Source organism: Streptomyces sp. NBC_01198 (assembly GCF_036010485.1).
GTDB lineage: Bacteria > Actinomycetota > Actinomycetes > Streptomycetales > Streptomycetaceae > Actinacidiphila.
Genome location: NZ_CP108568.1, coordinates 5459113 through 5479441, shown reverse-complemented (window position 1 = coordinate 5479441; position 20329 = coordinate 5459113). Strand labels below are relative to the sequence as shown.

Genomic DNA, 20329 nt, shown 5'->3' with positions numbered 1-20329 from the left:
CCGCCGGCCGGCCGGCAGGCGGCCCGCTCAGCGGGACGCGGCGGGGACCGGCCAGGTGTCGGGGCCGTCCGGGGTGTCCAGCCACACCCACTGGCGGCCGCCCTCCACGGTCAGCCCGAACCGGGTCCGCGACGGGTGCCGGTCGAGCAGCGAGGGCTCGCCGCCCACCGCGGGCGGCTGGACACCGGCCGCCTGGCCGCGCAGCGGCACGAAGTACGCCGGGGTGGGCAGGAAGCGGCCCTCGGCCCTGCCCGGCCCCCGCACGGTGAGCACCACGAGACCGGTCGCGAAGGGCGCCAGGATCCGGGCGCCCGGCCGGCACTGCTCGGTCCAGGCCGGCGGGATGGCCGGCAGCTCGCAGGTCGCGATCACCCGGTCGTACGGCGCTCCCGGCGGGTGCCCCAGCGCCCCGTCGCCGGTCACGACGGTGACCGCCAGGGACTCGGCGGTGCCGTGGGCGGCCAGGTGCTCGCGCGCGGCCGCGGTGATCGCGGCGTCCAGGTCGATGGTGGTGACCGCGCCCGTACCGCCGAGCCGGTGCGCAAGCAGCGCCGCGTTGTAACCGGTGCCCGCGCCGATCTCCAGGACCCGCTGACCCTCCCGGACGTCCAGCGCCTCGCACATCAGCGCCATCAGCGACGGCTGGCTGCTTGACGAGATCAGCTCACCGTCCGCGACATGGGTGGCGATCGGCTGGTCGGCGTAGGCGCCGGTCAGCCAGCGCAGCCGCCGCCGCGCGTCGGGATCCTTCGCGGAGTACCGCCCGCTCTCTTCGTCGCCGGAGGCCCCGCGGTAGTACACCGGCACGAACAGGTGCCGCGGCACCTCCGCGAAGGCCGCCCGCCACGCGGGGTCGGTGAGCCCGCCGCCCGCGACGATACGGCGCACCATCCGGTGCCGCAGCGCGCTCGCCGCGGCACCGGAACGGTCGTCACCCGCCGACCCGGCCATGCCTCCATCGTGCGCCCGCGGCAGGGGTCCTACGACCCGGGTCCTCGTCCCGGCCGTCTGCGACCATGGGGGTGTGACTGAGATCCCGTACGGCACGGTCGAGCAGCAGACGTTCTACGAGCAGGTCGGTGGCGAGGACACCTTCCGCCGGCTCGTGCACCGCTTCTACCAGGGTGTCGCGGACGACCCCGACCTGCGGGCGATGTATCCCGAGGAGGACCTCGGCCCGGCCGAAGAGCGGCTGCGGCTGTTCCTGACGCAGTACTGGGGCGGCCCGCGGACGTACAGCGACCAGCGCGGCCATCCGCGGCTGCGGATGCGGCACGCGCCCTTCCAGGTCGACAAAGCCGCACACGACGCCTGGCTGCGGCACATGCGCGCGGCGGTCGACGACCTGGCGCTCGCGCCGGAACACGAACGGCAACTGTGGGACTACCTGGTGTATGCCGCGGCCACGATGGTGAACACCCCCGGCTGAGCGGGCGCTCACCTTCGGCGGGTCACGATCTTATTGCGACCATCCTCGACATGTTTCTGTACTGCCCCTTGTGTTGAGAGCATCCGGTCAGGAAGAGAACGGGGGCAACACGGGTGACCGGATTCGTACTGCTGCGCGTCCGCGCCCACCGGCTGCTGCTGGCAGCCGCCCTGCTCACGGTGCTGCTGACCACCTGCGTGCTGGCCACCCTCGCCTCCTACACGGGCGCGATCGGTGACGCGGCGCTGCGCCGCACCCTGCAACACCAGGCCGCCGACCGGTCCACCTACGACGTCAAGGCGTCGCTGACCGGCAAGGACCGGGCCGGGCTCGACCACGGGGTGCGCGGGCAGCTGGCCGGCGCGTTCGGCGACGCGCCCTCCCGTGTCGCGTCCAGCACCAGGTCCGGCCCCTACGGCCTGCCCCTCTCGCTGCGGCCTGCGGGGGCGCCCAAGAAGTCCGACCCCGACCTGACGCTGCTGGCCACCTTCGACCGGGCGCGGCTGGAACTCGTCGGCGGCAGCTGGCCGGCCGCCGCCGCCAAGGGCGCCGGCACCGTCGAGGTGGCGGTGCCGGAAACCGTCTCCCGGGCGCTGCACATCGCCGCGGGGCAGCAGATCACGCTGGCCGACCGGCTGGGCGGCCGGCCGCTGCGGATCCACGTCACCGGCGTCTACCGCCCTGCCGACCCCGCCTCGCCCTACTGGCAGCTCGACCCGCTCGCCGGACGCGGCGTCCACACCCTCGCCTTCACCACCTACGGCCCGCTGCTCGCCGACCCGGGCACCTTCGGCTCCGGGCGCATCGCGGCCGACGAGATGTCCTGGCAGGCCACCGGCGACTTCCGCACGGCGAGCGCCGGCCGTATCGACACGCTGGAAGCGGCCGTGCGGGACACCACCGCGCGGCTACGGGCCGGCAAGGCCACCGGCGCCGTGCAGGCCACCACCGGCCTGCCCGACCTGCTCGACGGGCTGCGCCGCAGCCTGCTGGTGACCCGCTCCACCCTGCTCATCGGCGCCTTCCAGCTGATCATCCTCGCCGCCTTCGCCCTGCTGCTCGTCGCCCAACTGCTCGCCGAGGAAAGGGCGGGCGAGACGGCCCTGCTGCGCGCCCGCGGCGGCTCGCGCGGCCGGGTGGCCCGGCTCGCGGCCGCCGAGGCGCTGCTCCTCGCGGTCCCCGCGGCCCTGGTCGCGCCGCTGCTCTCCGGGCCCGTCACCCGGCTGCTGGCCGGCACCGGCGCGATGGCCCGCACCGGGGTCACCCTCGACGGCGGGAACACCGGCAGCGCCTGGCTGGTGGCCGCCGCCGCCGCGCTGGCCTGCGCCCTCGCGGTGGTCGTGCCCGCGCTGCGCTCCACCGTCTCCACCGCACGCACCCGGCGCGGCGGCCTGCCCGGCGCGCTGCAGGCAGGCGCCGACATCGGGCTGCTGGTGATCGCCGGGGTCGCCTACTGGCAGTTGCAGCGCCGCGCGTCCGGCGCCGGGGCGCTGAGCTCCGACAAGTCGGGCGGCCTCGGCATCGACCCGGTGCTGGTGGCCGCCCCCGCGCTGTGCCTGCTGGCCGGCACCGTGCTGGTGCTGCGCCTGCTGCCGCCTGCCGCCCGGCTCGGCGAACGCCGTGCGGCCCGCGGCAGCGGGCTGGCCCTGGCGCTGGCCGGCTGGCAGCTGGCCCGCCGCCCCCGGCGCGGCGCGGCGGCCTCGCTGCTGCTGGTGCTGGCCGTGGCGATGGGCATGTTCTCCATCGGGCAGAGCGCGAGCTGGGACCGCTCGCAGCGCGACCAGGCGGACTTCGCCGTCGGCGCGGACCTGCGGGTGACCGGCATGACGACACCGCCGTTCGGCCAGGCCGGCATCTTCACCGCGGTGCCGGGCGTCACCGCGGCCGCCCCCGCCGCCCGGGAGACCCTGCTGCTGCCCGGCGACCGGCAGGCCACCGCCCTGGTCGTGGACACCGCGAAGGCGGCCGGCGCGATGCGCACCAGGTCCGACCTGACCGGCGGCCGTCCGCTGCCCGCGCTGCTGGCACCGCTGCGTACCGCACCCGATCGCCAGGGCCTCACCGTGGACGCCACAGCCCGGCAGGTGACCTTCGGCGCCACCCTGACGGCCACCGGCCTGGACGGCAGGCCCACGAGCGCCGACGACCCGCCCGACCAGGTCAGCGCCGCCGTCGTGGACGCCGAGGGCGTGCCCTACGACTTCGCGCTCGGCGACCTGCCGCCGGACGGGCGCCCGCACACCCTCACCCTCGACCTGGCCACCGCGGCGGGCACGGGAACCCCGGCCGGCCCGCTGCGGCTGGTGCGGTTCGAGTCGTCCTACCAGGTGCCCGCCCCCGCCGAGACCCGGCAGCTCACGCTGTCGTCCGGGAAGATCACCCGGGCCGACGGCACCGTCGTGCCGCTGGGGGCGCTGGACGGCGCACCCTGGCGGACCTCGGCGGGCTTCGACGACAGCTCGCTCGGCGACCTCCCCGGCGCGGTCGAGCCGAGCGCCACGCCCGCCCGGGCCGGCGGCGCCACGCTGCTGTCCTTCGGCTACCTGACCGGCAACTTCGCCGGCGACACCGGCTCCTTCCAGCAGAGCAGCGGGACCGCGCGCATACGCGCCGACGCCTCCGCTCCCCCGCGGCTCAAGGGGATCGCCACCGACGGCTACCTGCGGGCGGTCGGCGCGAAGGTCGGCGACACCGTCCAGGTGCAGCTCGGCAACGTGACGACGCCCGTGGTCATCAGCTCGGCGGTGCGTGAACTGCCGGGCACCGACCCGGCCACCGAGGCGGGCGCGCTGCTGCTCGACCTGCGGGCCGTCAATGAGGTGCTCGCAGCCGCCGACGCGCTGCCGGTGCAGCCCACCGAGTGGTGGCTGGGCACGGCGCCGGGCGCAGCTGAGCGTGCCGCGGCCGCGCTGCGCGCCCGTAACGACGTCGACACCGTCCTCGACCGCGCCGAGGCCACCGCGGACCTGCGGGCCGACCCGCTGGGCGCGGGACCGCAGTCGGCGCTGCCCGCCGCGGTGATCGCGGCGGCCGTGCTGGCCGCGGTCGGCTTCGCGGTCGGCGCGATGGGCGCCGCCCGTGAGCGCCGCACCGAATTCGCGGTGCTGCGCGCCCTGGGAGCGCCGCCCCGCAAACTCACCCGGATGCTGGCCGCCGAGCAGGGCCTGCTGGTGCTGGTCTCGCTCGCCGTGGGCCTGGCGCTGGGCACCTTCCTCACCCGGCTGATCACCCCGCTGATCGTGCTCACCGGCCAGGCGGCCCGCCCGGTCCCGCCCCTGGTGATCGAACTCCCCGTGGGCCGGCTCGCCGAACTGCTCGCCGTGCTGCTCGTCGCCCCGCTGCTGGTGCTCGTCGCGACCGCCGTGCGGCGCGGCGAGCCGGCGGCCGCACTGCGTCATCAGGCGGAGGACTGAATGCCGTTCACCGACTCCTGGCTGCGGACCCGGCTGCGCGCCGCGCCGCTGGGCGCCCTCGCACTGGCCGCCCTGGTCCTGGTCACCGCCTTCCTCGCCGCGGCCCTGCCGCGGGCCGTCGACCGCTACGAGGACCGGGCCCTGCGGCGGGCCGTCGCCGAGGCGCCGGCCCGCGACCGCGGCCTGACGGTCTCCGACGACTTCCGGTCCGCCGACGACGACACGTCCGCCGACGACCGCCTCGCACCCGGCTCGCTGGACAGCGTGGAGAAGGTCTTCCGCGCCCTGCTGCGGCCGCCGGTGCGTATCGCGCCGGACGACGTCGTGCTCGGCGTGCGGTCCGGAGCCGAGGCGGAGGTCCCCGACCCCGAACTGCCCCGCACCTCCTCGCACGCGCCGGGCGCCGACCTGGTGGCGCAGGCGGGCCTCGCCGACCACGCGACGCTGGTCGCCGGCCGGCTGCCCCGGCCGGAGCCGGCCGGCCCGCCCGCGCTCGCCTTCGAGGGCGCGGTCACCCAGAAGACCGCCCAGGTGCTGCACCTCAAGGTCGGCCAGCGCATCCACCTGATGAAGTTCGGCGCGAAACCGCTGACCGTCCGCATCAGCGGCATCGTCGCCCCGCGCGACCCGGCGGCCGCCTACTGGACGACCGACGACGACATGCTCGCCCCGCTGGTGAGCTACCCGCCGCATCTGATGATCTCCCCGCCGCAGACCTACTGGCACTTCACGGTCCTGACCGACCGCAGCGCCGCACAGTCCATGCCGCTGCTGGGCACCGGCGCGAGCCTGTACTGGCACCACCCGCTGGACGCCGCCCGGCTGACCGCGCACGACGTCCCGGCGCTGCGCGCGGAGCTTGCCACCTTCGGCAGCGGCCCGCTGGCGACGCAGCTGGACACCACCGCCGGTTCGCCGTCACTGCACGTGGTGGCCGGCGTCAGCGCTGTCCTCGACTCCTTCACCGCGGAAAGGGAGGCGGCGCAGCCGCTCGTACTCATCGCGGCCGTCGGCGTGGGCACCACCGCCCTCGCCGTGCTGCTGATGGCCGCGGGCCTGGCCGCCGACCGCAGGCGCGGCGAGATCACCCTGCTGCGCTCCCGCGGCGGCTCGCTGCGCGGCATCTTCCGGCGGCTGGTCTGCGAGACCGCCGTGGCGGCCGTGCCCGCGGGGGCCGCCGGCACGCTGCTGGCCCTGCTGGTGCTGCCCACCGGGCGGTACGCGGCGGCGCTGGCGCTGGGCGCGCTGGTCACCGCCGCGGGGACGCTGGCGATGCCGGCGCGCGCCACCCTGGCCGTACGCCGCCCGCGACCCGCCGCGCGCGAGGACCTGGTCGCGGCGCGGCCGTCGAAGCGGCGGCTGGTGCTGGAGCTGACGGTGACCGTGCTGGTCGCCGCCGCCGTGGCCACGCTGCGGCGGCGGGGGACGTCCGGCGGCACCGACCCCTTCCTCGCCGCCGCCCCCGTGCTGGTCGCGGTGGCCGCCGCGCTGGTGCTGCTGCGGCTCTACCCGCTGCCGCTGCGCCGGCTGGCCCGCCCGGCGGCGCGGCTGCGGGGCGCGGTGACGCACCTGGGGCTCGCCCGGGCGGGGCGGGCCTCCTCCGGCGGGCAACTGCCCATGCTCGCGCTGCTGGTGGCGCTGACGGTGGCGTCCTTCGGCGGCTCGGTGCTCGCCGGGGTCGGCCACGCCAGGAACCACGCAGCGGCGGTGGCGGTCGGCGCCGACGCCCGGGTCGACTCCATCTTCCCGCTGGACGCCGGGCTGCCCGCCCGGGTAGCGAAGGTGCCGGGCGTCGGCGAGACGGCCGCGGTCCGGGTCGAGCCGCACGCGGCCAACCAGTACATCCCGCTGAACTTCGACCTGCTGATCGTGGACGACCCGGCCGTCTACGCCCGGATCACCCGGTCGGCGGGCATGCCGGCCTTCCCGGCCGGCCTGCTCGGCGGCAAGGTCGCCGCCGGCTCGCGCGGGCCGCTGCCCGCGGTGGTCTCGCCGAAGATCGCCGACCTGCTCGGCAGCCACACCGAGCCGGTCGAGACCGGTGTCGGCACCGGCGCCGTCCGCTGGGCGGCGACGCTGCGGTCCACCCCGGCCGAGCTAGGGGGCGAGTTCGTGATCATCTCCGGGCGGCAACTCCACACGCAGTTCCCGCGGCTGGCGGCGCTCCCCCAGTACGTCGGCCCGACGCTGCTGCTGGCCGACGCCGCGTCAGGACGGCAGATCGACGCCCCCGCGCTGCGCAGGACCGCCGCGCGCAACACCTACCTCGCGACGGTCTCGCTGCGCACCGAGCAGCGGGCGGGGCTGTCCGACAGCGAGGTGCAGCGCGGCGCCCGGAGCCTCTACCTGGCGGCGGTCGCGGCCGGGGCGGCGTACAGCGTGCTGGCGCTGCTGCTGTCGCTGATGGCCGCCGCTCCCGGCCGGCTCGCGCTGCTGGCCAGGCTGCGCACCATGGGGATGACCCGGCGGCAGTCGCGGCGGCTGGTGCTGCTGGAGATGCTGCCGCAGGTGCTGCTCGCCGCGGTCGGCGGGGTGCTGGTGGGCCTCGCCGTCGTCCCGCTGCTCGGCCCGGGCATCGACCTGGGCGCCCTCACCTTCGGCGGCCACGGTGCCACGGCGGCGCCGCCGTCCGACGTGGGCGCGGGCCTGCGCGCCGACCCCTGGTCCCTCGCCGTGCCCTCGGCCGGTCTGCTGCTGCTCGCCTGCGCGGTGCTGCTGGTCCAGGCCTGGATGAGCGGGCGACGCCACGAAAGCACCGAGTTGAGAGCGGGTGACCGGACGACATGAGCGGACACGGGACGACGGAGGAGCCGGTGGCCGGCGGGTCGGGCACGGCGGGCGCTGCGGGTTCCGCGCCTTCGGCGGGCGCGGGGCGTTCAGCTGCGGCTCCGGGTCAGGTGGCGGCTCCGGCCAGCCTCGCGGAGCTGGAGCGGCAGGTCGCGGAACGCCGCGACGGGCCCGCGTACGGGCAGGACTCGCTGATCAGCTGCGACCGGCTGGTGCGGATCTTCACCGCCGACGGTGTGGAGGTGCAGGCCCTCCAAGGCCTCGACCTGCTCGTCGGCAAGGGCGAACTGATGGCCCTGGTCGGCGCGTCAGGCAGCGGCAAGTCCACGCTGCTCAACATCCTGGCCGGGCTGGACGTCCCCACCGCCGGCGCGGCCTCGGTCGGCGGCTACGACCTGCTGGCCATGGACGCCAAATCCCGGCTCCGCTACCGTCGGGAGGTCGTCGGCTTCATCTGGCAGCAGACCGCGCGCAACCTGCTGCCGTACCTGACCGCCGCCCAGAACGTCATGCTGCCCATGCAGCTGTCCGGCCGGAGCGGGCCGCGCCACAAGCGGCAGCGCTCGGCCCGGGCCGCGGAACTGCTCGGCATCCTCGGCGTCTCCCACTGCCACGACCGCCACCCGGGCCAGATGTCGGGCGGCGAGCAGCAGCGGGCCGCCATCGCGGTCGCGCTGGCCAACGACCCGGCTGTCGTCCTCGCCGACGAACCCACCGGCGAGCTGGACTCCGCCACCGCGGAACAGGTCTTCGGCGCCTTCCAGACCGCCAACGCCCAACTCGGCACCACCGTCGTGGTCGTCACCCACGACCAGTCCGTCGCCGACGCGGTGCACCGCACCGTCGCCATCCGGGACGGCCGCACCGCCTCCGAGGTCGTCCGGCGCACCGAGATCGACGAGCACGGCAGGGCGTCGGTGGTGGCCCGCGAATACGCCACCGTCGACCGGGCCGGCCGGCTCCAGCTCCCCCGGGACTACGCCGAGGCGCTGGAGATCCGCCGCCGCGTCCTGCTGGAACTCCAGCCCGACCACATCACCGTCCGCCCCGACGACCATCCCGCCCGCGACCAGGACTGAGCTGGCGGGATCGGGACTGACCCGGGCGGGATCGAGCGGGATCGGGTGATCGGGCCTGGTGACGTCAGGCCGGGGAGAAGGTCAGCCCCGCCGCAGGCGACTCGCGCCGCACCGCCACCGAGCCGTACGCCGTACGCAGCCGCGTCCACGGGCCCGCGGCCAGCAGTGCCACCGCGTCGTCGCCGTCGCCGCGCAGGAAACCCAGCGCGTGCGCGGCGTGCACGACCCGCAGCGTGGTGCCCTGGTACGGGCGCGTCCACAGCTCCTCGGCGAGTGCGTCGAGCGCCGCCCGGGTCCGCTCCTGCTGCGGCAACTCCTCGGTCCTGGCGCGGAATTCCGCGACCGCCTCGGTCGCCGCCTTCCGCACCTGCCCCGGTTCGAACTCCGCCGTCCGCCGCCACCCGGCGCGCGGCGGCAGCAGCCCGGCCCACGCCGGGCCGGTGACCGACAGCGGCAGCTCGAATCCCTCGGCCGCCGCCGAGACCGCTTCGAGCAGCTGCCCGGCCGACACCGTCGCGTCGACGGCCGCCGCCACGGCGACGGCGCCGCGGACAGCGGTGCTGCGCACGGCGAGCACTCCGCCGAACGGCGGGTGCCCGAAGACCCCGAGCGCCGGCTCGCCCGCCGCCGACCGCAGCCGCACCACGGCAGCCTTGTCCCAGCGCACCAGGCGCCCGAGGAAGGCGACCAGATCGGCCGCCTCCCCCGCGCTGTCGCTGCCGTCGCCGTGGCCGAGGGCCAGCCGGACTGCCGTCATATGGCGACGGATCCGTCCTCGTCGCGGTACTTCTCCAGGAAAAACCGCTCCTCGGCCGTGATCCGCCGGGGCCGCCCCTGGGCCAGGTTGTAGGGCACCACCACGGTCGACGCCCGCGCGTAGACCGTCTCCTCGTCCTTCACCTCGTAGCGGACCGTCATCGACGCGGCCGAGATGTCGGTCACCCAGGTCTCGACGTCCACCGGCTCGTGCCGGTGGACGAGCGGCCGCAGGTAGTCGATCTCGTGCCGCGCCACGACGGAGCCGCCCGTGAAGGACGCGCTCCCCTCGCCCGGCGCCAGGCGGAACATGAAGTCGATCCTGGCCTCCTCCAGATACCGCAGGAAGACCACGTTGTTGACATGCCCGAAGGCGTCCATGTCCGCCCAGCGCAGCGGGCAGCGGAAGATGTGCCGTGCCATCAGCCGCGCGTCAGCTTCTTGTAGGTGGCGCGGTGCGGCCTGGCGGCGTCGGCGCCGAGCCGCTCGACCTTGTTCTTCTCGTAGGACTCGAAGTTGCCCTCGAACCAGAACCACTTCGAGTTGCCCTCGTAGGCCAGGATGTGGGTCGCCACCCGGTCCAGGAACCACCGGTCGTGGGAGACGACCACGGCCGCACCGGGGAATTCCAGCAGCGCGTTCTCCAGCGACGACAGCGTCTCCACGTCGAGGTCGTTGGTCGGCTCGTCCAGCAGCAGCAGGTTGCCGCCCTGCTTGAGGGTGAGCGCCAGATTCAGCCGGTTGCGCTCACCGCCGGACAGCACGCCCGACGGCTTCTGCTGGTCAGGGCCCTTGAAGCCGAACGCCGACACGTAGGCACGCGACGGCATCTCCACCTGGCCGACGTTGATGTAGTCCAGGCCGTCGGAGACGACCTCCCACAGCGTCTTCTTCGGGTCGATGTTGGCGCGGTTCTGGTCGACGTAGGAGATCTTCACCGTCTCGCCGACCTTGATGCTGCCGGAGTCGGCGTCCTCCAGGCCCTGGAGCATCTTGAACAGCGTGGTCTTGCCGGCGCCGTTGGGGCCGATCACGCCCACGATGCCGTTGCGCGGCAGGGTGAACGACAGGTCGTCGATCAGTACCTTGTCGCCGAACGCCTTCGACAGGTGCTGCACCTCGACCACGATCGCGCCCAGTCGCGGGCCCGGCGGGATCTGGATCTCCTCGAAGTCCAGCTTCCGCATCTTGTCGGCCTCGGCGGCCATCTCCTCGTAGCGGGCCAGTCGCGCCTTGGACTTGGCCTGCCGCCCCTTGGCGTTGGAGCGGACCCAGTCCAGCTCCTCCTTGAGCCGCTTGGCCCGCTTGGCGTCCTTCTGGCCCTCGACCTTCAGCCGCGACGCCTTGTTCTCCAGATACGTCGAGTAGTTGCCCTCGTACGGGATCGCCCGGCCGCGGTCCAGCTCCAGGATCCACTGCGCCACGTTGTCCAGGAAGTAGCGATCGTGGGTGACGGCGACGACGGTGCCGGCGTACTTGGCCAGATGCTGCTCCAGCCACTGCACGGACTCGGCGTCCAGGTGGTTGGTGGGCTCGTCGAGCAGCAGCAGGTCGGGCGCTTCGAGCAGCAGCTTGCACAGCGCCACCCGGCGCTTCTCGCCACCGGACAGCGTCGTCACCGGCCAGTCGCCGGGCGGGCAGCCCAGCGCGTCCATCGCCTGCTCAAGCTGCGCGTCCAGGTCCCACGCGTTGGAGTGGTCGAGCTTCTCCTGGAGCCGGCCCATCTCGTCGAGCAGCGCGTCGGAGTAGTCCGTCGCCATCAGTTCCGCGATCTCGTTGAACCGGTCCAGCTGCGCCTTGACCTCGGCGACACCGTCCTGGACGTTCTCCAGCACGGTCTTGGACTCGTCAAGTGGCGGCTCCTGCAGCAGCATGCCGACACTGAAGCCGGGCGACAGGAACGCGTCCCCGTTCGACGGCTGCTCCAGCCCCGCCATGATCTTGAGCACGGTGGACTTACCGGCACCGTTGGGGCCGACCACACCGATCTTCGCGCCCGGCAGGAAGCTCAGCGTCACATCATCGAGGATGACCTTGTCGCCGTGCGCCTTGCGCGTCTTGCGCATCGTGTAGATGTACTCAGCCAAGAGAAACCGTCCGGCAGATCGAGAAGGGCCAATGTGCGGCTCCGCCGCGTGAGGGCAGATACACCCCATCTTGCCAGCCGTCCACCCCTGCGGGCGAATGGGTACGTCAGCGCCCCGCACCGGGCCTGCGACCTGCACTCCCCCCCTGCACTCCCCGCCGGGTCTCCGCTGACGGCCCGCCGCCGCCGGCCGGTCGCGAAGCGTCTCCGCCCACCCCCTGCCGTCCCTGCAGACGGGGCAAGTCCCGTTGTGCCATCATTCACGGAATCGCTTACTCATGGGGGAACGATGGGCAAGGATGTATTACCGCTCACGGTCGATGAAGTGCTGGCGATACGCAGAACGATGTACGAGATGAAAATCTCGTCCCGGGAGTTCGGCGAACTTCGACCGCTGTATCCCGAGAAATTACAATCGGCGGTCGGCCGGCAGCTGGCGGGATACGGCGACTACCTCAAGTACCGCAAGCTTGAGGCGGCGGCCGCGACGCTGTTCTTCGGCCTGGCCTGCAGCCACTCCTTCGACAACGGCAACAAGCGCACCGCGCTGGTGTCGACGCTGGTCCTGCTGGAGAAGAACCACTCTTCCCTCGGGGAGGCCACCGAGGACGAGCTCTACCTGCTGGCGACCGACGTAGCTGATCACAAGCACTCCACCCGGTGGTCTGCCCCTGATCCGGACACGGTCGTGAGTGAGGTGTCCAGATGGCTGCGTGGCAGGATCCGGGACAGCCGAGCGGGGTACAGGCCCATGAAGACCGGGGATTTCCTGAATTCCCTCAGGAAGCTCGGATGCGAGATCGGTCCTCCGGACAAGAGCTCCGTCCGCGTGGTGCCTCCCGAGGGGAGCGACGGACATCTTGCGAAGGTCGCCTACCGGGGAGGTGACGGCCGCGAGCTGTCGGCGTCCTACATTCGCGCGATTCGTAAACAGCTGGGCCTGTCGTTGGCCGACGGCATAGACGAAGCAACGTTCTTCGACCTTGAACCGTCGGTCGATCGCTTCGTCAACGAATACCGCGGGGTTCTTGATCGCCTGGCCGACGCCTAGCCACGGTGGCCCGAGCGCCTTCGCCTCTCCCCCGGTTCGGTAGCGTGCCGGGCGACGACCACCTGGGGGAAGATGCGGGCACCACGGCACGAGCCGGCCGGGCGGCTCGTGCCCGGTCCGCCGACCGGCTGAGCCCCCCTGCCTGGGGAGGCCCCTGCGGGCGAGCGGGTCCCGGCGCCGGGACGGGGGCGCCGGGACCCGGTGGATCACTCCGAGGGAGTGGCGTTCTTCTTGCGGCGGAAGAAGAAGACCGCGCCGCCGCCGAGGACGACCAGGGCGATGGCGATCCCGGCGATCATGGGCGTGGCGCTGCTGCTGCCGGTGGCGGCCAGGTCCTGGTCACTGCCGGCCGGGCTCGGCTGGTTCGCCGGGGTGGTCGGGGTGCCGGTCGGAGGGGTGGTGGCGCTCTTGCAGTCCAGCACGCCTTCGAAGGTCTTCACCGACTTGTCGGGCAGCGTGACGTCGATCTTGTAGCGCTGGTCCTCGGCGACCGGGACGGTGATGGTCCGCGAGGCTCCGGGGGCGACGGTGTAGGCCTTGCCGCCGAGGGTGAACGTCAGGTTCTCGTCACCCTTGTTGGCGGCGGTGACGTCGACCCCGCCCTTGGCACAGTCCACCGCGGCGCTCACCGCGGGTATCGGGCCCTTCTTCGCCCACGTCGCCGTGGCCTGCGCGGTCAGCGGGGTGGTGTCGGAGCCGGCCAGGATCTGGGTCTGGCTCGCGACGTCGTTGGCACCGAAACCGGTGAAGGCGCGGCCGAGCGGCACCGTGGTGGTGGCGGTCACCTTCACGGTGGTGCTGCCGTCCTTGGTGCCTGCGGGGACGTCGAAGTAGAGCTTGCTGCCGTCCTTGGCGGTGGTCACCGGCTTGCCGGCGGCGTCCACCAGCTTGACGCCCCCGGCGTCCGGGGCAATCTCGGCCGCCGCGGAGTCCGCGTTGGTGTGCACGGTCACCGGGCCGATGCGGTCACCTGACTTGCCGGAGACCGAGGGCGGGTCCAGCGTCAGCGACGCGTCGGGCTCGGCGACGGCGACGGCGGCCTGGGACAGGTAGTCGGCCAGCTGCTCGGCCGCCGGGTCGTTCGCCTTCGCGGTCGGGTCGTCCGAGAGCCGCCAGATGGCGACCTGGGTGCCCGCGGCGGCGGTCTTCTTGCTCAGCGGCCCGGCCCCGGCCGTCTTCGCCAGCGCGCCGAGGTCGTCGACCTGCGGGAAGGAGTGGTTCAGTATCCAGGCGATCTTCCCCGCCTTGGCGCGGTCCTTGCCCTGCTGGTAGAGCGACGTCGCGCTCCAGGGCACCTCCTGGTAGTGGGCGTTCGGCTTGGTCGAGTTGAACAGGTCGATGCAGTACGTGTAGATGCTCTTGCCGCCGCCGAGATCCATCTTGAACAGGCCGGCGGCCTCGTGGTCGTTCGTCCTGCCGTCTTTGGTGGCGACCGTGGCGACGTCCGAGAGATCGCGCTGGAGGCCGTCGAGGACGGCCGTCGCACCGCTGGACGAGGGAGTCGCGTCGTCCGCGAGCGCGTTTCCCGCGCCGGCGAAGGCGCCCGCCGCGAGCAGGCCGGTGGCAAGACCGGCCGCCGCGAGGCGGGCAGCGCTCCGCCTGTGAGTGTTGAACATGGATTTCCCCTCCGGGCGAGGCGGGTGGGTGAAAAGAGGGTCGCCTCGCCTGCAGCTCCGAGCCCCCGTGTGTCAGTGCCGAAATCCTAGGAACCACGCGCCCCATGGGCACCGAAAGGGTCGCCACTGGCCCTTTTCGCATCCCAATCGTTACCCACTTGCGGGCATGTTTCCGTAATTGTCGACAAGTCCCCGGCGCAATAGATCCATGGAAATACCGGTGAATACGGATACTCCACAGAATCAGGGCACAGCCACTGCCGCGACCGGCGGCGGCGCGGCCGGCTCCGGCAGTGTCGCGGGTGGTGCCGACGACCGGCTGAACTGCGCGACTCCACGCGCCAGGTCGTGGCCCACGGCCACCGCCTCGATCTCCGCCGCCGTGTAGCGGCGCCCGTCGCGCTCGTCCTCACGGATCTTCAGCCGCCCCTGCACGAGGAGCGGTTCACCCAGTCCCACCGACTCCTTGACGTGCCCGGCGAGCGTGCGCCAGGCACGCACCGTGTAGAAGCTGGTCGGACCGTCCGTCCACGCGCCGCGCTCGGAATCCCACCGGCGCGCGGTGGTCGCCAGCCGGAAGCGGGTGACCCCCACGCCGGTGGCGGTCGTGTACATCTCGGGCTCCGTCGCCACGTTCCCGACGACGGTCACCAGGGTCTCGTTCATCGCACGGTCCTCGCTTTCCGCGGCGTCCCGTGGTGGGACGCGCTGAGGACATCGTGCCCCATATCCGGATGGTCAAGGAAAGACCATCTCGAATCTGTGGATAACCCACTGCTTGTGGATAAGCGGCTCACCCGGACGAGTGGGAATGGGATTGCGCGGCACGGGAATCGCGCGCGTGCGGCGCGCGCGGAGAAGTACCTGCGACCACCGCGAACTGCTCGCGGACCTCGCGATAACGCATCAGCTCGGCCGCGACCGGTTCGAGCACCCTGGCCCTGCCGCAGTCGGCGGCGGCGTCCCGCAGCCGCCGCTCGGCGGCCTGGCCGTACCGGCGGGCCGGGCCGCGGGCGGCGAGCCGGCAGCCCGCGCAGACCAGTTGGCCGCCCAGACCGCCGGTCGCGGCCATCACGAGCGGCACCCACCAGGCGAGCTCGATCGAGCCGACCGCGAGCGCGCTCAGGCACACCGCGCCGGCGACCGCGAGCGCCATCAGCAGCCACTGGACAACGTGGGCGGCGGACCACCAGCCGGGCCGCTCCGGGGTCCCGGGCTCGGCCCGCTGCGCCGCCACGTCCAACGCCACCGGCAGGCCCTCGCCACCGCGGCGGGCCGCATCGCGTACCGCCTGCGCCCAGGGCGCGGGCAGCCCGCGGGCGGCGTCTGCGGCCAGACCCCGTACCGCCTCCCCGACCAGCGGCCGGGACGCCACGGGCCCGGAGCCGACCGTGCCGCTACGCCGTTCGGGTGAAGTCGGCGTATCCCGGGGTCCGGGGGAACCGGCGCCAGCGGCGGTCCGTTCTCCTCTCAACCGCCCCCACGGTGTGCCGCACGCCGCACGGGCGGCACTTGCCCAGTCCCGCTCCGCCGACTGACCGGCGCCGGCCGCTCCCACCGCGTCCGCCAGCCGGTCGACGAATTCCTCCCGCGCCGGATCGGTGAGCCCTGCCCCGCCCTCTCCCACGTAGAGCGGATGCAACCGGCTCGCGGTGCGGTCCATGTCGGCAGCCAGTCGGCGGCCGGCCGCGGTCCGCTCGGCGACGATCTGCGCCAGCACCGCGCGCAGATCGGGCACTCCGTCCCCGGTGAGGGCGGAGGCCGCGAGCACCACCGCACCGGCCTCACCGTGCTCGCCCACCGCGAGGCCGTCCTCGTCCAGCAGTCGCCGCAGGTCGTCGAGCACCAGATCCGCGGAGTCCCCCGGCAGCCGGTCGACCTGATTGAGCACAAGCACCGTCACGTCGGCATGCCCGGAAAGGGGGCGCAGATAGCGTTCGTGCAGCGCCGCATCGGCGTATTTCTCGGGGTCGAGCACCCAGACCACGACATCGACGAGCTCCAGCAGCCGGTCCACCTGCGCGCGGTGGCCGGGTGCGGCGGAGTCGTGGTCGGGCAGGTCGATCAGGACGAGCCCGTCCAGGCTCGCCCGCTCCGCCGGGTCCCTGTCGAAACACTCCGCACCCGCGTCGTCAAGCCGTGAACCGGCCGGACACCCGTCCTCGCCGACCGGGATTCCGGCAGCAGCGCCGAAACCGCCGGCCGCAGGACCCGCGTCCTGCGGGCTGGCGCCACACCGGTCGTCGTGCCCATCCCGGCCGCCCAGGGCCGTCACGCCATCGGCGGCGTCCAGGGCGTCACGGTCCGCGCTGCTGCCGGAGTCACCGGCGCCCGCGTCGCCGCGCGGCGCGCCGCCGCTCGGCGCGGGGATCCTGGTCGCGCTCCGCCGGGCGTAGCGGTCGTGCGGGGCAATGCCGAGGCGGTCCAGCAGTCCGGCGGCCCGTTCGGGGTGCCAGGCGCAGGCGATCGGGCGCGCCGTGACGGGCCGGCGTGTGCCGGTCTCGGACAGCGGGAGTCCGGCCAGGGCGTTGAAGAGGGTCGACTTGCCACTGCCGGTCGCCCCCGCGAGGGCCACCACGGTGTGGTCGAGGGACAGTCGCCGCCGCTCACCGATCCGCTCGAGCAGCTCACCGGTCTCGGCGAGGGCGTCGGGGCTGATCCGGGTCCTGGACAGGCCGAGCAGTTCGCCGAGCGCGTCCACCCTGGCGCTCAGCGGATCGGCCGCCGGGCCGCCGGCCACCGCTGCGTGCTGCCCGGTGGGACCGGTCCCGAAGGCAGGGCCGGAGCCCGGCGGGGAGACGGCGGAGGAGGCGGGGCGGCCGCGTTCCGCCTCCTGGACCGTGGCCGACGGGTCGGTGGTGGTCGAGCGCACCGGGGTCACCTCTCCTTCTGCAGTAGGGACAGCGCGGAGATCAGCGAGGCCTGCTGGCCGGCGGTGACGTCGAGGCCGTCGACCGGTGCGAGCCGTCGGTCGCGTTCGCCGTCGAGCAGCCCGGCGACCGCGTCGGCAAGGCGGTCGCGTGCCGCGTCGCGCATGCGCAGCGCCGCCTGGGCGCCGATGGTCTCGGCGAGCCGCTCCCCCGCCGTGCGCCCGCGCCGGCCACCCAGCAGCGCGGTGGCCAGCAGGGCGGTGACGTCCTCGGGGTCGGCGGCCGGGCGCTCGGTCTCGCGTGCGGACCGCGACTGGGCCTGGACGATGTCGGACAGCGTGCGGCGCCAGCGGCGTACGCCCTTGTCGATCCGGGCGGCGACGGCGACCCGGTCGCGGTCGGGCCGGGAGGCCGGATCGTCGAGGAGGCCGGCCCCTGCCGGGTCCCGCTGCCAGCTGTCGGCGATGCGCTCGTCCGCGGCGTCGGTCTCGGTGCGCAGCAGCGCGGCGAGTTCCTCCGCCAGGGCGTGCAGCAGGGTGTCGGCGCCGCAGGCCGGGTAGCCCTGCCAGTGGGCCAGGGCCTCACCGGCGAGGGTGGTGCCGGCCCGGACGGCCGCGTCGATGTGCTTGCCGGCCACTTCGTAGGCGTCCTCCGCGGCACGGGCCAGCCGCAGAGCGGCGGCGTGCTGGGCGGCGGAGGCGCCGGCGAGGGCGGGCAGCCGGCTGTGCAGCGAGTCCAGCACGCCTGCGGCCGTGCGGCGGGCCGCGTGCTGGCGGGCGGCCGGGTCCTGGGCGCAGTGGGTGAGCCACTCGCGCAGCCCGGCCACGGTGGTCTGCGGCAGCAGGCCCCCGCCGCCCGCGGACTCGGGCAGTTCCGGGATGGTGAAGCGGGGCACGTCGCCCAGGCCCGCCTTGGCCAGCAGCGCGGCGTAATGCCTGCTGACGTCGTCCGCGATCTGGTGCGGGACTCGGTCGAGGACGGTGGCGAGGGTGACGTCGTACTCCTTGGCGGTGCGCAGCAGGTGCCAGGGCAGCGCGTCGGCGTAGCGGGAGGCGGTGGTGACCAGGATCCAGATGTCGGCCGCGCAGATCAGCTCGGCGGCGAGTTCACGGTTGCGGGTGACCAGGGAGTCGATGTCGGGGGCGTCGAGGAGGGCCAGGCCGCGCGGGAGCGAGTCGTCGCATTCCAGCCGGAGTTCGGCCCGGGCGGGCTCGCTGCGGTCGGGGGCGTCGTCGTCGCCCCTGACCCGCTGGCGTACGGCCCAGGCGCGCGACAGCCCGGGCAGCACGCGCGGGTCGGCGAACCAGGCGCGGTCCTCGGGATGGCACACCAGCACCGGCGTACGGGTGGTGGGGCGCAGGACACCCGATTCGCTGACACGACGGCTGATAAGAGAGTTGACAAGAGTCGACTTGCCCGCGCCTGTCGATCCGCCGACGACCGCGAGCAACGGCGCCTCGGGCGCGGTCAACCGCGGTACCAGGTAGTCGTCCAGTTGGGTCAGGAGTTCCTGCCGGGTGCGGCGGGCGCGGCCGGCTCCGGGCAGCGCGAAGGGGAAGCACGCGGCCTCGACGCGGTCGCGCAGCGCGGACAGCGCGTCGATCAACTCTGGCCGTACGTCCAAGATCGCCACAACGGCAGAATGCCCCATATTGGAGCATTTACGAAGCGCATTTCGGGTAATTAGCCCCATTCAGCCCGTATAACGCCCACCCGGCGGCGACCGGTACGGCGCCCGGAGCGCCGCACCGAAGGCCGCGGAGGGCCTGCGGAATGACCGCGCAATGCAGGCGGGAAGGGGCGCGGAACACCGGGGAACAGCTGGTCCGCGGGTGTCGGATGGTGCTCGGGGGCCAGAACGAGCCACCGGCATAACGAGTGCACAACAGCAGTGTTGCGACCCGTCAAAAGCGATGCGGCTTCCTCGCCTGCCTGCGATTATCGGACCGCTTCACCGAACCTCCACAACGTGTCACGCGGCTGAAGCAGACGGCAGAACGGACGCGGCGCCCTATCCTTGACCTCGGTACAGGTCACGGAACCAGCCAGGGGCGATGACAGCCGCGGCCACTGTCCGGCCCCCGTAGCTCAGCGGATAGAGCAGGCGCCTTCTAAGCGCTTGGCCGCAGGTTCGAGTCCTGCCGGGGGCGCTCTCGTGCGACCGATGACCCGCCTGGGGACACCGGCCGCCGCCGATCGGCGCCTGCGCCGATACCGCGACCCGCCGAAAGTACGGCTCGGCTGGAATGTAGCGGGACCCGCGTAGCGACGGTGTAAGGACCGCTCCCCCACCGGCCGCCACGCCTGCGGCGCCCGGCCGGCGAACATCCGCCGAATTTCTGACGGCCCGCCGACCCCGACCACTCGCCCTCCGGCGGAATGCCCGTCCCGCCAGGAGAGATAGATGTAATGCACCCGCAGCCTCGTGTCTCCCGCCCGCCACACTGGTCCGCGGGGGCGGCGAGGTTTTGCGGAAGTCGTACGAGTCGCTTAGGGGGTTGTGAGATGGTGTGCGCCGTAGCCACCTCTGCCGGACCGCAGGTAAGGCGGCCTGAACAGCGACGGCCGCCCGGCAGTCGTGTCGCGCCATGGGGTAGTTTGCTCTCTCCGCGTGCTATCGATGCGAGGATCGTTTGCGTATGGATTCCACACTCCCCGGGGCCACCTCGGCCGCGTCGGCGGCGCGGCGGCGGAGACGGCTGACCCACCGGATCAGGGACGGGCTGCGCGATCTGAGCGTCCAGTTGGCGCTGCTGAACCACCAGATCGGCATGCATCTCGATCTGCGGGACGCCGATCTCGAATGCCTGGACCTGATCAGCCGGTACGGGCCGATCGGGCCCACCGCGCTCGCCAAGCGCGCCGGCATGCACCCCGCCACCCTGACGGGCGTACTCGACCGGCTGGAACGCGGCAACTGGGTGGTCCGCACGCCGAATCCGACCGACCGCCGTGCCGTGCTCATCCAGGTCGTCAAGGAGCGAGCCGCCGAGGTGACCTACCTCCTGTCCGGGCTGAACAGCGCGGTCGACGGAATCTGCGCCGAGTACGACGACGACGAACTGGTCATGATCGCCGACTTCCTGCTGCGTACCGCGCGTGCCGGACGGATCGCCACCGACGAGCTCGCCGACACCTGACGCCCCCGCTCCGGGTGGCCCGCGGCCGTCATCCCGCCGCGGTCCGTCCTGTCCGTGGGCGACGGCGGGCGTCGGACGGCGGGCGGAGGCCGCCGGCGCAGG

14 protein-coding genes and 1 tRNA gene are annotated in these 20329 nt (G+C 73.5%); 7 read left to right on the top strand and 8 right to left on the bottom strand.

What is annotated here, in order from left to right:
- Positions 1–27 precede the first annotated feature (27 nt).
- On the bottom strand, positions 28–951 hold the full coding sequence (locus OG702_RS24380; protein WP_327291064.1) for a methyltransferase domain-containing protein: 924 nt from the start codon (positions 949–951) through the stop codon (positions 28–30).
- 73 nt (positions 952–1024) lie between these two features.
- On the opposite strand from OG702_RS24380, the gene OG702_RS24375 reads away from it, so the two are divergent.
- The 4 genes from OG702_RS24375 to OG702_RS24360 all read left to right on the top strand — a co-directional run bounded on the left by OG702_RS24375 (position 1025) and on the right by OG702_RS24360 (position 8708).
- A complete protein-coding gene (locus tag OG702_RS24375) occupies positions 1025–1429 on the top strand; it encodes a globin (protein WP_327291063.1) in 405 nt (134 codons plus the stop codon).
- A 113-nt stretch (positions 1430–1542) separates the two neighbouring features.
- Positions 1543–4842, top strand: a complete 3300-nt coding sequence (locus OG702_RS24370) for an ABC transporter permease (protein ID WP_327291062.1) — start codon at positions 1543–1545, stop codon at positions 4840–4842.
- On the top strand, positions 4843–7629 hold the full coding sequence (locus tag OG702_RS24365; RefSeq protein ID WP_327291061.1) for an FtsX-like permease family protein: 2787 nt from the start codon (positions 4843–4845) through the stop codon (positions 7627–7629).
- Between the two features lie 110 nt (positions 7630–7739).
- Positions 7740–8708 (top strand): ABC transporter ATP-binding protein, encoded by a 969-nt coding sequence (locus OG702_RS24360; RefSeq protein ID WP_327291060.1) that lies wholly within the window; start codon positions 7740–7742, stop codon positions 8706–8708.
- A gap of 64 nt (positions 8709–8772) precedes the next feature.
- Here the strand turns inward: OG702_RS24360 and OG702_RS24355 are convergent, their stop codons facing one another.
- From OG702_RS24355 to ettA, 3 genes are read right to left on the bottom strand one after another with little or no spacing between them, the layout of a single operon-like run.
- Positions 8773–9465, bottom strand: a complete 693-nt coding sequence (locus OG702_RS24355; protein WP_327291059.1) for a hypothetical protein — start codon at positions 9463–9465, stop codon at positions 8773–8775.
- Positions 9462–9887, bottom strand: a complete 426-nt coding sequence (locus OG702_RS24350; protein WP_327291058.1) for an acyl-CoA thioesterase — start codon at positions 9885–9887, stop codon at positions 9462–9464. Before OG702_RS24350 ends, OG702_RS24355 begins: the two co-directional genes overlap by 4 nt.
- Positions 9887–11551 (bottom strand): energy-dependent translational throttle protein EttA, encoded by a 1665-nt coding sequence (gene ettA / locus OG702_RS24345; protein ID WP_327291057.1) that lies wholly within the window; start codon positions 11549–11551, stop codon positions 9887–9889. The genes OG702_RS24350 and ettA overlap by 1 nt, the downstream gene beginning before the upstream one ends.
- Before the next feature lie 288 nt (positions 11552–11839).
- Between ettA and OG702_RS24340 the strand changes: the two genes are divergently transcribed.
- Entirely contained in the window at positions 11840–12601 is a 762-nt protein-coding gene (locus tag OG702_RS24340; protein ID WP_327291056.1) for a type II toxin-antitoxin system death-on-curing family toxin, read from the top strand.
- A gap of 206 nt (positions 12602–12807) precedes the next feature.
- On the opposite strand, the gene OG702_RS24335 is transcribed toward OG702_RS24340, so the two are convergent.
- From OG702_RS24335 to OG702_RS24320, 4 genes are all read right to left on the bottom strand, one after another.
- Positions 12808–14217, bottom strand: coding sequence for an LAETG motif-containing sortase-dependent surface protein (locus tag OG702_RS24335; RefSeq protein WP_327291055.1), 1410 nt, complete (start codon positions 14215–14217; stop codon positions 12808–12810).
- A gap of 243 nt (positions 14218–14460) precedes the next feature.
- Entirely contained in the window at positions 14461–14883 is a 423-nt protein-coding gene (locus OG702_RS24330; RefSeq protein ID WP_327291054.1) for a single-stranded DNA-binding protein, read from the bottom strand.
- Between the two features lie 127 nt (positions 14884–15010).
- Positions 15011–17089 (bottom strand): GTPase, encoded by a 2079-nt coding sequence (locus OG702_RS24325; protein WP_327291053.1) that lies wholly within the window; start codon positions 17087–17089, stop codon positions 15011–15013.
- A gap of 5 nt (positions 17090–17094) precedes the next feature.
- A complete protein-coding gene (locus OG702_RS24320; RefSeq protein WP_327293352.1) occupies positions 17095–18711 on the bottom strand; it encodes a dynamin family protein in 1617 nt (538 codons plus the stop codon).
- A 453-nt stretch (positions 18712–19164) separates the two neighbouring features.
- Between OG702_RS24320 and OG702_RS24315 the strand changes: the two genes are divergently transcribed.
- Together OG702_RS24315 and OG702_RS24310 are read left to right on the top strand one after the other, a co-directional pair.
- Positions 19165–19237: transfer RNA gene (locus tag OG702_RS24315), tRNA-Arg, on the top strand.
- A gap of 489 nt (positions 19238–19726) precedes the next feature.
- Entirely contained in the window at positions 19727–20227 is a 501-nt protein-coding gene (locus OG702_RS24310) for a MarR family transcriptional regulator (RefSeq protein ID WP_327291052.1), read from the top strand.
- Positions 20228–20329: the final 102 nt, after the last annotated feature.

Coding starts and splice junctions, on each gene's coding strand:
- OG702_RS24380 (WP_327291064.1), bottom strand. CDS start 951: ATGGCCGGGTCGGCGGGTGACGACCGTTCCGGTGCCGCGGCGAGCGCG.
- OG702_RS24365 (WP_327291061.1), top strand. CDS start 4,843: ATGCCGTTCACCGACTCCTGGCTGCGGACCCGGCTGCGCGCCGCGCCG.
- OG702_RS24355 (WP_327291059.1), bottom strand. CDS start 9,465: ATGACGGCAGTCCGGCTGGCCCTCGGCCACGGCGACGGCAGCGACAGC.
- OG702_RS24350 (WP_327291058.1), bottom strand. CDS start 9,887: ATGGCACGGCACATCTTCCGCTGCCCGCTGCGCTGGGCGGACATGGAC.
- OG702_RS24340 (WP_327291056.1), top strand. CDS start 11,840: ATGGGCAAGGATGTATTACCGCTCACGGTCGATGAAGTGCTGGCGATA.
- OG702_RS24335 (WP_327291055.1), bottom strand. CDS start 14,217: ATGTTCAACACTCACAGGCGGAGCGCTGCCCGCCTCGCGGCGGCCGGT.
- OG702_RS24330 (WP_327291054.1), bottom strand. CDS start 14,883: ATGAACGAGACCCTGGTGACCGTCGTCGGGAACGTGGCGACGGAGCCC.
- OG702_RS24310 (WP_327291052.1), top strand. CDS start 19,727: ATGGATTCCACACTCCCCGGGGCCACCTCGGCCGCGTCGGCGGCGCGG.